Here is an 11,291-nt window from a genome sequence, read left to right as displayed (position 1 = left end):
TGTGAAAAACCCCGGATTTCCGGGCTTTTTCCGATTTATTTGACGCTTTTCGACTTGGTTGCAGGAACGCTTCTTTCTAAAGTCCGTTTCCTGCCGGATGAGTCGAGTGGTTCCGGTTTTCTCATGGAAGGGAATTTTTATGAACAAGAACGAACTGGTGTCCGCTGTCGCCGATGCCGCGAGTATTTCGAAGGGTGACGCGCAGTCGGCGGTCGACGCGGTGTTTTCCGTGATCACCGGCGAACTGAAGAAGGGCGGCGATGTCCGGCTTGTCGGCTTCGGAAATTTCACCGTGTCAAAACGCGCCGCGTCGACGGGCCGCAATCCTCAGACTGGCGCGGAAGTGAAGATTCCGGCGCGCACCGTGCCGAAATTTTCGGCCGGCAAGGGTCTCAAGGACGCGGTCAACTAAGCCTTTTACAGAGATCAGAAAAGCCGGGCTTGCCCGGCTTTTCTTTTTCATGTTGCCGTCGTTGACGGGAACGCCTTTCAAGCCGTCGGCGCGTCCGCCCGCATCAACCCCTCCTGCTTGAGATCGCTCCACAGCGCCTTGGGCAGATTGGCGTCGAGCAGCGAGCGGTTGCTTTCGACCTCGCTCGGCCGCTGGCCGCCGGGGATCACCGACACGACCGAAGGGTGCAGCAGCGGAAATTGCAGTGCCGCCTCGATCAGCCGCACGCCATGGCGTTTGCAAACGGCCTCGATGCGCGTGACGCGCTCGAGTATGTCCTGCGGCGCTTCGGAATAGTTGTAGAAGGCGCCGGGCTTGGGGCCGCTCGCCAGGATGCCTGAATTGTACGGGCCGCCGAGAACGATGCCGATGCCGCGCTTCTGGCACAGCGGCAGGAAGGATTGCAGCGCCTCCTGCTCCAGCAGCGTATAGCGCCCGGCAAGCAGGAACAGGTCGAAGTCGCCGCGCTCGGCCAGCGTCTGGGCAACCGGCCACTCGTTGATGCCGCCGCCGAACGCCTTGATCACGCCCTGGTCGCGCAGCGACAGCAGTCCGTAATAGCCCGAGCGCATGAACTCCTCGATGCGCTGGTCCGAGGCTTGCTTGCTGCCATGGGTGAAGATGTCGACATCATGCACGAACAGGATGTCGATGCGGTCGACGCCAAGACGCTCCAGCGACGCCTCGAAGGAGCGCATGACGCCGTCATAGCTGTAGTCGTAGACCTCGCGGCGCGACGGCGTGTCGAAGAACTTGCCGATGCCGGTGCGTTGCTCGGGCGGGCAGGCGCGCATGATGCGCCCGACCTTGCTCGACAGCACATAGTCGTCGCGCTTTTTCGAGCGCAGGAACGGATTGAGCCGCGTTTCCGCCAGGCCGAGCCCGTAGAGCGGCGCGGTGTCGTAGTAGCGGCAGCCGACATTCCAAGCGGCCTCCAGCGTGGCGTTGGCATCCTCGTCCGAAACGGCGCGGTAGAGATTGCCGAGCGGCGCCGTGCCGAAGCCAAGTTCCGTGAAGTCGATGCCGCCATTGCCGATGCGGTCGAAATGCCGTGTCTTCATGTTCCGCCGTTCCCTGGAGTGATTTGTCTGACATGACACTATCACGCCCGTGGCACAGCAAAAGCGCGCAGCGCCGTTGGACACGGATTTTCGCGGTGATAGCATGAACAAAAACAAGCTGTTCGGGGAGAAACGTGAGCAGGCAAACCAGACCTTTTTCGGCCTCCGGCGGACCGTCGTGACCAGTGCCGGCACCGATCTGTTCGCGATCGCGTTGGACGAGCTTGGCAACGTGCTGGCGCAAGTGGACGAAAGCCGCGTCGACGCCGCTTGCGCGATGCTCGCTGGCGCTAACAGGATCGTCGTCTATGGCTGCGGCCGCGAGGCTTTGCAAGTCAAGGGCTTTGCCATGCGGCTCTACCATCTCGGCCTGCCGGTTTCGGTGGTCGGCGACATGACAACGCCGCCGCTGGGTCCGGACGATGTCTTCCTCGTCAGTTCCGGGCCGGGCGAGACTTCGACCGTGCTCACCCTGATGCGGGTCGCTCGCGATGCGGGCGCGACCGTCCTGCTGCTGACCGCCCAGGCCGGGAGCAGCGCCACAAAACTTGCCGACTTCACCCTGCTCATTCCGGCGCAGACCATGGCCGACGATCAGGGTCCGGAAAAGGCATCCGTGCTGCCAATGGGCTCGGTCTTCGAAGGCGCGTTGTTCCTGCTGTTCGAGGTGATGGTGCTGAAGCTCAGGACCATCACCGGCATATCGCCCGAAGCGATGCGCGCCCGTCACACCAACATGGAATAGATCATGCGCTACGAGCTGATGCTGCCGCACCAGATCCGCAAGGCGATCGCCGAGAACTGGCCGGTCGCCCTCCCGCTCGGCGTGCTCGAATACCACGGCGAGCACATGGCCGTCGGCATGGACACGCTTGCCGTCGTCAAGACGCTGGAGCTGTTCGAGAGGGAAGCCGACATCGTCATCCTGCCATCCTTTTATTACGGCGCGGCGAGCTATGCAGTGGCGCCGCCCGAAGGCAATGGGTCGGTGCAGGTCGGCGGCAACGCGCTGGCGTCGTTCGCGGAGGAATTGTTCTACAGCCTGCTGCGCATCGGCTTTCGCAACGTCCATGCCATCATCCACCACCAGACAGAGAATTTCGCCGCCGGCATGCCGACCGATCTCGCCTTCAAGAGCGCCGGTCGGCAAGCGATCTTCCGCTTCCTCGAAGAGGAGCGCGGCGAGGGCTGGTGGGGTTCGCAGGCGATGGCCGACTACTATGCCGGGCATGCCGCGGGTGAAAATTTCTTCAACTGGGTGCAGGTGCATCCGCTGATGCCCGCCGCGATGAACGGCCAGTATCCCTTCGACCATGCCGGCATCGGCGAGACGTCGCTGATGCTGGCGCTGTGCCCGGAAGCGGTGGACGCCGGCCACTTTGCCGACAATACGGGCTGGTACACGGCGAGCGCACCGGAAGCCTCGGCGGAACTGGGGCAAAAGGGCGTCGCCATGATCCTCGATCATCTGCGGGCGATATTGTCGGCCTAGCTCCTCTTTGCCTTCTCCCACAAGGGGAAGGCAAAGAGGGGCGCCTGCTACTTCACCGCACCCGCGGTCATGCCCATGATCAGATAGCGTTCCAACGCGATGCCGATGACGGCGAGCGGCGTGATGGCGGCTGTGGCAAGCGCGGCCATTGACCACCAGTTGATGCCTTGCGAGCCGGTCTGGCTCGCCACCATGACGGGTATGGTCTTGGCGTCGGTCGAGGTCAGCAGCGCGGCGAAGAAGTACTCGTTCCAGCACAGCACCATCGCCAGGATGAAGGCGGCGACCATGCCGGGCAGTGCGATCGGCATGACGATGCGGAAGAAGGCGCCCCAGATCGACAGGCCGTCGACAAGGGCTGCTTCCTCGAGCTCGACCGGGATCGAGTTGAACTGGTCGCGCATGATCCAGATGACGATCGGCAGCACCATCAGCGTGTAGAGCAGGATCAGCCCGATGCGCGTATCGAGCAGGCCGACTTCCCGGTAGAGCACGAGAAAGGGGAGCGCCAGCACCACCGGCGGCAGGATCAGCTGCGACAGGAAGAAGAAGGAGATGTCCTCGTTCTTGAACCAGGCGAACTTGTAGCGGTAGCGGGTCAGCCCGTAGGCGGCGAGGCTGCCGATGATGATGGCAAGGCTCGACGCGCCGACCGAGGTGATGACCGAATTCATGAAGCGCTTGAGAAATTCCTCCCGCACCGTCGAGGTCTGGAAGATCGAATCCGGCGACAGGCCGAGCGATCGCCAGCCCTTCCAGTCCGGCTTGAAGTCGACAAAGGGAATGAGATGGCCCTGGGTGACGTCGACCGCGGTCTTGAACGAGGTGGTTATCGTCCAGTAGATCGGGAACAGGCAGATGAAGGCCCAGAAGATAAGCGCGCCGTAGATGAAGACGCGGTTGGCGAAGAAGCTCGCCGGCGAGCGGATTTCGGAGGCGCTATAGTCGGTGGTCTGGACGCTCATCGCCGGAACCCTAATTGACGTTGCGCACAAAGCGGCTGGCGAATTTCAATAGCCACGTCACGAACACGACGATGATGATGAGATAGGCCATCGCCAGCATGGTGCCGTAGCCGACATTCGAGCGGTCGCGATACTCGCGGTAGATGAAGCTCGAGACCGAATCGGTCGCACCGCCCGGGCCGCCCGAGGTGACGGTGATGATGATGTCGGCAAGCTTCAGCTTGAAGATGATGCGCAGGATCACCGCCGTCACCGACACCGGCAGCATCAGCGGGAAGGTGACCTGCCAGAAGGTCTGCCATGGAGTGGCGCCGTCGACGCGCGCGGCCTCAAGCACCTCGCGCGACATCGCCTGCAGACCGGCGAGCAGCATGATCATCATGAACGGAATAAAGGTCCAGGCATCGAGCACCATGATCGAGATGCGAGCGGTGATCGGGTTGGAGAAGAAGGCCGGATTTTCCCAGCCGAGATGGCGTGCCAGCGTCGCGGCCGGACCGAAGCGGTATTCCATCAGCGATTTGCCGATCATCCACGACACCGCCACCGGTGACAGCATCAAGGGCATCAGGAAGACGACGCGGAAGAATTTTCGCGCCCGGATCTGCGCGTTGAGAAGCAGTGCCAGCCCGAAGGCGATGACATATTCGACGAACACGGCGAGCACGTAGAGCACCATGTTGAACAGCGCGTTGCGATAGTAGGGATCGCCGAGCATCTGCCAGAAATTGTCGAGCCCGTTGAACTTGCGGCCGGAGAAGGAAGAGAGGTTCCAGTCGGTCAGCGCGATGTAGAAGCCGAACAGCGTCGGAAAGATCACCATGGCGATGGTGAACAAAAGCGCCGGCAACAGGAACAGGGCGCGTTGGCCGTCCTCGCCGCGCGTCAGCACCTGGCCGACACCGAGCGCCACGCCCCACAATATGTAGGCATAGACGACCGGCCGCCAGGTCTCGAAACCGATCGTGTCGACCTCGCTCTTGTAGAGGATTTGCACCAGGATCGTTGCCAGGAGGCCAAGCGTCGCCGCGGCCATCAGGGCCCAACCGAGGCGCTTGCGGCCGGGCGGGATCAGATCGGTGGGAACGGAATTTGCCGGCCACGCATTCGTGGTCGAAGTCTGGTCAGTCACGCCTCACGCCTCTTTTGCACAAGTGACCGGGCGGAGCCGGTCAAGATACGGCCCGGGGACAGGAGCCACCGGGCCGCGATCTTATCATAGCTGCTGGCTACATGCCGAGCGAGGCCTTGTAGAGCTTGATCTGGTTGTCGCGGCCGATCTGGTCGGTCAGCTTCTCCCAGGCAGCGGCAATCGCATCGGCGCCTTCCTGCGCCTTCATCTTGCCGGCGAAGGTGTTGGCCAGGATGTCCTCGGCGGCGCTGTAATACTGGAAGATGCCGGGGATGCGCGGTTCGATCGCCGCGTTCGGATGGTTGTAGCTGTCGGCTTCCGACTTGAGATACGAGGTGATGAACGCCTCGTCATAGCCGGCCGCCACCCATTCGGGAATATCGAAGTGGGAGTTGCGGTAGGGCTGGAAGCCGGACGGATACATCGCCGTCCAGATCGACAGGTCCTTGCCGCCGAGATGGGCGGCGGCGGACCATGCCGCCTTCTTCTTCTTTTCGTCGCTGTCGACACGGGCCATGACATAGACGCCCCAGCCGAGATAGGCGCAGTTCGGCGCATAGTTCGGGCCGCTGGCGAGCTTGTCCCAGGCGCCTGTCTTGGAGTTATAGACATCGTCCGAGCCCGGCAGGATCGAGAAGCCGGTGACGTCGCCGACGACCGAGGAGTCGTTGGTCTTGACGTTGGAGCCGACATCGCCCCACCAGGTGACCATCGAACCGGTGCCGGCCAGGAATTGCTGGAAGGCTGTCGTGTTCGGATCGGCATTGATCTGGTCGGCTGGCTCCGACGGCAGCGCGTCGATGACGTCCTGGATCGCCCGCACCCAGGCCGGATTGTTGACGCGCGGCTTCATCGTGTCGGCGTCGAACAGCCAGGCCTTGTCGTCGGGGTGCTTGGCGTAGGCGCTGGCGCGGCTGCCGAGGAAGTAGAAGCCGAAACCGCCCCAGGCCTTGGGCGCGTCGAGATAGCCAAAGACGTCCTGGCCCTGGAATTGCTTGCCCTTGAGGAATTTGGTTACCGCCTGGACTTCCTGCCAGGTCTTCGGCACGCCCCATTCCCCTGCGCCGCCGCCGTCCTTCCAGGCCTTGGCGAGGTCGGCATCGGCGAAGACGTCGGTGCGGTAATTGAAGTTGTGCGCATCGCCGTCGACGGTAATGCGGTACTGCTTGCCGTCCCAGGTACCGACCGGCGGCTGCAGATAGGCCACGACGTCGTTCATGTCGATCTGGTCCTTGACCCAGTCCGGCATCTCGGAGGTCAGGCCCTTGCCGCAGACATCGCCCTCGAATGGCGCGCCCATCTCGATGATGTCGAAATCGACTGTGCCGGTGGCGATCGACTGCTGCAAGCGGGCATTGTAGTCGGCCTGCGCTAGGTCGATCCAGCTGATCTTGGCGCCGGTATAGGCCTCCCACGGCTTCAGGAAGCCACGGAACAGCACATTGTGCAGGTTCTGGTTGTTGAGGCCCATGAAGGTGAGTTCGACGCCGGCGAATTCGCCTTCCTTGACGTTGGCCTTGGTCGCTTCCAGGCAGAGCTCGCCGACCTTCTGGAAGTCCGCATCGGTCGGCTGACCCTTGCCGACGCCGGGAATTTGCAGGATCTGCGCACGCAACTCGCTGGCCGCGGAAGCCGGGCGCGTCAGCGCGCCGAGCCCGGCACCGGATGCCGCGGCGATCGCGGCCATGGAGGCCGCGCCCTTGAGGACGTCACGACGGGTAGCGCCCGCACGCACCAATTTTTCGTAAAGACCGACTCTCATCTACCATTCCTCCCAGAACAACAGTGCTGATTTGATATGCCAATCTGTCGGACGCCGGAACGCCGACGGTTCTCCTTGATCAAACGGGGACGTGGGACCCCACCCTGCGTCGCCTCGATTTCCGATTTTCGGATGGATGACCGGCAGTCGGATTGGCATTTGTCACTATTCTCGCAACCAGGTGCCGTGTCAACGAGCATTGGTTTTTTATCTATAAGAGACTGACTTGCCCTTGCCGTTCGCGTTGGTTAGCTTCACCGCCAACCAAGGGGCCTGTGGGTCCAAGAACCAAGGGGAGAGAATGGCTCAAGTCGCGATCAGCAATGTGGCCAAGGCGTTCGGAACCGTCAAGGTCCTGCACGATGTCAGCGTCGACATTCCCGACGGACAGTTCGTGGTGCTGGTTGGCCCTTCAGGATGCGGCAAGTCCACCTTGCTCAGGATGGTCGCGGGGCTGGAGACCATTTCCGCGGGAACGATTGCCATCGGCGAACGTGTCGTCAACCATCTGCCGCCGGCCAAACGCGACATCGCCATGGTGTTCCAGAACTACGCGCTCTATCCGCACAAGACGGTCGAGCAGAACATGGCCTTCGCGCTCAAGCTGCGCAAAACCGATCCGGCGGTGGTCACCGAGCGCGTCAAGCGCGCCGCCGACATCCTCGACCTAAATCCCTATCTGAAACGCTATCCGCGCCAGCTTTCGGGCGGGCAGCGCCAGCGCGTCGCCATGGGCCGCGCCATCGTGCGCAACCCGCAAGTGTTCCTGTTCGACGAGCCGCTCTCCAATCTTGACGCCAAGCTGCGCGTCCAGATGCGCACCGAGATCAAGGAACTGCACCAGCGGCTGAAGACCACCACCATCTATGTCACCCACGACCAGATCGAGGCCATGACCATGGCCGACAAGATCGTGGTGATGCGCGACGGCCGCATCGAGCAGATCGGCGCGCCGCTGGAACTGTTCGACCGGCCGGCCAATCTGTTTGTCGCCGGCTTCATCGGCTCGCCATCGATGAACCTGCTCAAGGGCGTGGTGCGCAAAGGCGACAAGCCCGTCGTCGAAATATCAGGGACACCGTTCCCGATCGCCACGAAAAGCACAGTCGAGGACGGCCGCAGCGTCGTCTACGGCGTGCGGCCGGAGCATCTCGAAATCCACCCCGACGGCGTGCCGGCGAAGATTTCGGTGGTCGAGCCGACCGGTTCCGAAACGCTGGTCTTCCTGCGCTTCGGCGAAGGCGAGATGGTGGCGCTGTTTCGCGAGCGCCACGACTTCAAGCCGGGCGACACGCTGCACCTCAAACCCCGGCTTGACCAGGTCCATCTCTTCGATGCAGAGACCGGCCGCCGCATCTGACTTCACATGAAAAGCCCGTTCGGGAGGAATGCCATGCTCAAAGGGATCGATCCGCTGCTCAATGCCGACGTGCTCCAGGCGCTGAGGGCAATGGGGCATGGCGACGATTTGATCATCGTCGACACCAATTTCCCGTCCGATTCGACCGCGCGCCAGACCGTGCTCGGCAAGCTGCTGCGCATCGACGCGCCGGCGGCCGACGTGGTCAAGGCGGTGCTGTCGCTCTATCCGCTTGACACATTCGTCGACGATGCGGCCGCCCGCATGGAGATCGTCGGCAAGCCGGACGAGATTCCTCCCGTGCAGAAGGAGGTGCAAAAAGAGATCGATGCGGCGGAAGGCAAGGCCTGGCCGATGATCTCGGTCGAGCGCTATGCCTTCTACGAACGCGCCAAGCGGGCCTATTGCGTCATCCAGACCGGCGAGCGCCGCTTCTATGGCTGCTTCGCTTTCCGCAAGGGCGTCGTGCCGCCGGACGCGGCGTAGGCGCATGGCGTCCGGCAAGCCTGTCGTCATATTGGGCGTCTTCGTCGCCGACACCGCCTATCGCGCTGCCCGGCAACCGCGCATGGGCGAGACGATTCTCGGCACGTCCTTCACACTCGGCCCCGGCGGCAAGGGCTCGAACCAGGCGGTTGCTGCCGGCCGGCTCGGCGCCGATATCACTTTTTTGACGCGCCTTGGCGTCGATCCGTTTGCCGACATGGCGAGGCGGACCTGGGCGCAGGCCGGTGTCAAGAACGCGGTCATCGACACTCCGGAGAGCTACACCGGTGCAGCCTATATCTTCGTCGAGGAGACGAGCGGCAACAATGCCATCATCGTCAGCCCAGGCGCCGCCATGCTGATTTCACCTGCCGATATCGAGGCCCATGCCGGCCTGATCGGATCGGCTGGCGTCTTCGTCACCCAGCTCGAACAACCGATCGAGGCGGCGCTGCGGGCGCTGGAAATCGCGCGCGGGGCAGGGGTGACGACCATCCTCAACCCGGCGCCGGCCGCAAGCCTGCCCGAGCGCATCTACACACTCTGCGATTACATCACGCCGAACGAGACCGAAGCCGAGGAACTGACCGGCATCAACGTTTCCACCATCGGCGATGCCCGGCGCGCCGCCGACAGCCTGCTCGGCAAGGGCGTCGGCGCGGTGATCATCACGCTTGGTGAAAAAGGCGCGCTGCTGCATGACGCCAGCCGGTCCGACCATGTTCCCGTGGTCAATGCCGGCCCGGTGGTAGAGACGACGGGAGCGGGCGACGCCTTCAATGGCGGCCTGGCGGCAGCACTCGCCAAAGGCGTGGAGCCGCTGCAGGCGGTGCGCTTCGCCTGCGCCGTCGCCGGCATTTCAGTGACACGGCCCGGCACCGCGCCGTCGATGCCGACGCTGCAGGAGGTCGACGCGCTGCTCGCCGATTAGCACTGTCGCGCCGGCTGAGGCGATCTAGCCGCGAGCGCCGGACAATTCGCGGACCTCTGCCCGCAGCGCCTGTATCTCCGCGAGGATGGTGACCTGATCGCTGTGCAGCGTTGCCCTGTCGGCCGATTCTACCGCCTCATGCTCGGCTTCCATCGCAGAAACAATGACGCCGATGAACAGATTGAGCACGGTGAAAGAGGTCGCAATGATGAACGGGATGAAGAACAGCCAGGCTGTCGGATAGACCTCCATGACCGGGCGCACGACGCCGTCCGACCAGCCTTCGAGGGTCATGACCTGGAAAAGCGTGAACAGCGATTGCGGTATGCCGCCGAACAGTTCGGGAAAGGACGAGCCGTAGAGCTTCGTCGCCATCACCGCAAAGACGTAGAACACCAGCCCGAGCAACAGCATGATCGAGCCCATGCCGGGCAGGGCGGTGATGAAGCCGGTGACGACACGGCGCAGCGACGGAACGATGCTGATCAGCCGCAGGACCCGCAGGATGCGCAGCGCCCTCAGCACGGAGAGCGAACCGGTCGCGGGAATAAGCGCGAAACCGACGACGAAGAGGTCGAAGATGCGCCATGGATCGCGGAAGAATTGCGTCCTGTAGACGACCAACCGGGTTGCGAGTTCGAGCACGAAGACGCCGAGGATCGCGCGGTCGATGGCCGTCAGAAGCGGACCAAAGGCAGCAATCGCGTTGGACGAGGTTTCGAGGCCGAGCGTGACCGCATTGATCAGGATCAGGACCATGATCGCAAGGTCGAAGCGGCGCGATTCGATGAGCGATTTCAAAGCGTCCAAGGCCTTTTCTCCGGCAGAGCATCGGACCCAAAAGTGGGAACCGGTTTTGGGAAAATCCGATGCTCGAACTAAAAATAGCGCATCGGATCCGAAAGTGGGAACCGGTTTGGGAAAATCCAATGCTCGAACAAAAATAGCGCGGCGGCACGGTTCGACTTGCGAGCCCGCCGCTCCAGTACGTTCGAGGCTGAAATACATATGGCCGGCTTGCGACGCAACGAATACAAAAAGTCGAAACTCTCAGAAAACTGAAAGTCGAAACTTTTTGTATGAAGGAAACCTAGGCCATTCAAAAAGAATGGCGCGAGTGACGGGGCTCGAACCCGCGACCTCCGGCGTGACAGGCCGGCACTCTAACCAACTGAGCTACACCCGCGCATTGACGAGCACGTGTCAGCCGTGTTCGTCGTTGGGCCGCTGGATAAGGGGTAAGCCAGCGGGTGTCAAGCGGAGCGCGACAGCATAACAGCAAACAGGAGAAGGTTTTTTGACAGCCACAACTTTGCCGCCGAAATCCGCTCTTAGCGAGCGCGTTGCCCGTTCATTTGGCCTTGCGAAGCCGGTCCTGACCGCTTAAAGGTCCGCGCCGGAGCGGGCGATTAGCTCAGTTGGTAGAGCGCTTCGTTTACACCGAAGATGTCGGCGGTTCGAGCCCGTCATCGCCCACCATTTTTCCTCAATGATTTCAATACAGTTTGTCTTTCTGCGAATGAAGGTCGGTCTATTGCGCCCGGGTATGCGCCCAGAAACGCCGGTTTTCTGCTCCCCCATGGAAAAGACCGCCGTACCTTTCGGCACGGCGGGCGCCGGATGGGGACATCGGTGTTTCTGTATCCACAAA

Annotated in this window: 12 protein-coding genes and 2 tRNA genes; 8 read left to right on the top strand and 6 right to left on the bottom strand. The window is 62.3% G+C overall.

Annotation, left to right across the window (positions count from 1 at the left end; all coding sequences use genetic code 11):
* Both CN311_RS33005 and CN311_RS19435 read left to right on the top strand, forming a co-directional pair.
* Positions 1 to 198: hypothetical protein (locus CN311_RS33005; RefSeq protein ID WP_208866536.1), on the top strand; the 198-nt coding region annotated here is incomplete at its 5' end.
* Positions 140 to 412 carry an HU family DNA-binding protein gene (locus CN311_RS19435; protein ID WP_006201846.1) on the top strand — a complete coding sequence of 91 codons (273 nt, stop codon included), beginning with the start codon at positions 140 to 142 and terminating at the stop codon, positions 410 to 412. The genes CN311_RS33005 and CN311_RS19435, both read left to right, overlap by 59 nt.
* A 77-nt stretch (positions 413 to 489) precedes the next feature.
* Here CN311_RS19435 and CN311_RS19430 read toward each other — a convergent pair whose 3' ends face one another.
* Entirely contained in the window at positions 490 to 1,512 is a 1,023-nt protein-coding gene (locus CN311_RS19430) for an aldo/keto reductase (RefSeq protein WP_097575352.1), read from the bottom strand.
* A gap of 103 nt (positions 1,513 to 1,615) precedes the next feature.
* Here CN311_RS19430 and hxlB point away from each other — a divergent pair, with 103 nt between their 5' ends.
* A complete protein-coding gene (gene hxlB, locus CN311_RS19425; RefSeq protein WP_097575351.1) occupies positions 1,616 to 2,257 on the top strand; it encodes a 6-phospho-3-hexuloisomerase in 642 nt (213 codons plus the stop codon).
* Positions 2,258 to 2,260: 3 nt separating this feature from the next.
* Positions 2,261 to 3,004 carry a creatininase family protein gene (locus CN311_RS19420; RefSeq protein ID WP_097575350.1) on the top strand — a complete coding sequence of 248 codons (744 nt, stop codon included), beginning with the start codon at positions 2,261 to 2,263 and terminating at the stop codon, positions 3,002 to 3,004.
* 47 nt (positions 3,005 to 3,051) lie between these two features.
* Here CN311_RS19420 and CN311_RS19415 read toward each other — a convergent pair whose 3' ends face one another.
* The 3 genes from CN311_RS19415 to CN311_RS19405 all read right to left on the bottom strand — a co-directional run bounded on the left by CN311_RS19415 (position 3,052) and on the right by CN311_RS19405 (position 6,863).
* Positions 3,052 to 3,969 carry a carbohydrate ABC transporter permease gene (locus CN311_RS19415; protein WP_097575349.1) on the bottom strand — a complete coding sequence of 306 codons (918 nt, stop codon included), beginning with the start codon at positions 3,967 to 3,969 and terminating at the stop codon, positions 3,052 to 3,054.
* Between the two features lie 10 nt (positions 3,970 to 3,979).
* Complete coding sequence (locus CN311_RS19410; RefSeq protein WP_097575348.1) at positions 3,980 to 5,101, bottom strand: carbohydrate ABC transporter permease; 1,122 nt, start codon at positions 5,099 to 5,101, stop codon at positions 3,980 to 3,982.
* Positions 5,102 to 5,198: 97 nt separating this feature from the next.
* Positions 5,199 to 6,863: an ABC transporter substrate-binding protein gene (locus CN311_RS19405; protein WP_097575347.1), complete on the bottom strand. Its 1,665-nt coding sequence runs from the start codon at positions 6,861 to 6,863 to the stop codon at positions 5,199 to 5,201.
* A 301-nt stretch (positions 6,864 to 7,164) separates the two neighbouring features.
* Between CN311_RS19405 and CN311_RS19400 the strand changes: the two genes are divergently transcribed.
* From CN311_RS19400 to rbsK, 3 genes are read left to right on the top strand one after another with little or no spacing between them, the layout of a single operon-like run.
* Positions 7,165 to 8,223: an ABC transporter ATP-binding protein gene (locus CN311_RS19400; RefSeq protein WP_097575346.1), complete on the top strand. Its 1,059-nt coding sequence runs from the start codon at positions 7,165 to 7,167 to the stop codon at positions 8,221 to 8,223.
* A 33-nt stretch (positions 8,224 to 8,256) separates the two neighbouring features.
* Positions 8,257 to 8,709, top strand: a complete 453-nt coding sequence (locus tag CN311_RS19395; RefSeq protein ID WP_097575345.1) for an RbsD/FucU family protein — start codon at positions 8,257 to 8,259, stop codon at positions 8,707 to 8,709.
* Between the two features lie 4 nt (positions 8,710 to 8,713).
* Positions 8,714 to 9,640: a ribokinase gene (rbsK, locus tag CN311_RS19390; RefSeq protein ID WP_097575344.1), complete on the top strand. Its 927-nt coding sequence runs from the start codon at positions 8,714 to 8,716 to the stop codon at positions 9,638 to 9,640.
* Positions 9,641 to 9,664: 24 nt separating this feature from the next.
* On the opposite strand, the gene CN311_RS19385 is transcribed toward rbsK, so the two are convergent.
* Both CN311_RS19385 and CN311_RS19380 read right to left on the bottom strand, forming a co-directional pair.
* A complete protein-coding gene (locus tag CN311_RS19385; RefSeq protein ID WP_097575343.1) occupies positions 9,665 to 10,450 on the bottom strand; it encodes an ion transporter in 786 nt (261 codons plus the stop codon).
* A 299-nt stretch (positions 10,451 to 10,749) separates the two neighbouring features.
* Positions 10,750 to 10,826: transfer RNA gene (locus CN311_RS19380), tRNA-Asp, on the bottom strand.
* A gap of 217 nt (positions 10,827 to 11,043) precedes the next feature.
* Between CN311_RS19380 and CN311_RS19375 the strand changes: the two genes are divergently transcribed.
* Positions 11,044 to 11,119: transfer RNA gene (locus CN311_RS19375), tRNA-Val, on the top strand.
* Positions 11,120 to 11,291 lie beyond the last annotated feature (172 nt).

Origin of the sequence: Mesorhizobium sanjuanii (assembly GCF_002529485.1) — a bacterium.
GTDB classification, from domain to species: Bacteria; Pseudomonadota; Alphaproteobacteria; order Rhizobiales; family Rhizobiaceae; genus Mesorhizobium; species Mesorhizobium sanjuanii.
This window is presented reverse-complemented; position numbering and strand designations above follow the sequence as displayed.

Bases quoted from the DNA above. Each gene is read 5' to 3' on its own strand.
- CN311_RS19435 (WP_006201846.1), top strand. From the start codon at position 140: ATGAACAAGAACGAACTGGTGTCCGCTGTCGCCGATGCCGCGAGTATT.
- CN311_RS19430 (WP_097575352.1), bottom strand. From the start codon at position 1,512: ATGAAGACACGGCATTTCGACCGCATCGGCAATGGCGGCATCGACTTC.
- hxlB (WP_097575351.1), top strand. From the start codon at position 1,616: ATGAACAAAAACAAGCTGTTCGGGGAGAAACGTGAGCAGGCAAACCAG.
- CN311_RS19420 (WP_097575350.1), top strand. From the start codon at position 2,261: ATGCGCTACGAGCTGATGCTGCCGCACCAGATCCGCAAGGCGATCGCC.
- CN311_RS19415 (WP_097575349.1), bottom strand. From the start codon at position 3,969: ATGAGCGTCCAGACCACCGACTATAGCGCCTCCGAAATCCGCTCGCCG.
- CN311_RS19405 (WP_097575347.1), bottom strand. From the start codon at position 6,863: ATGAGAGTCGGTCTTTACGAAAAATTGGTGCGTGCGGGCGCTACCCGT.
- CN311_RS19400 (WP_097575346.1), top strand. From the start codon at position 7,165: ATGGCTCAAGTCGCGATCAGCAATGTGGCCAAGGCGTTCGGAACCGTC.
- CN311_RS19395 (WP_097575345.1), top strand. From the start codon at position 8,257: ATGCTCAAAGGGATCGATCCGCTGCTCAATGCCGACGTGCTCCAGGCG.
- rbsK (WP_097575344.1), top strand. From the start codon at position 8,714: ATGGCGTCCGGCAAGCCTGTCGTCATATTGGGCGTCTTCGTCGCCGAC.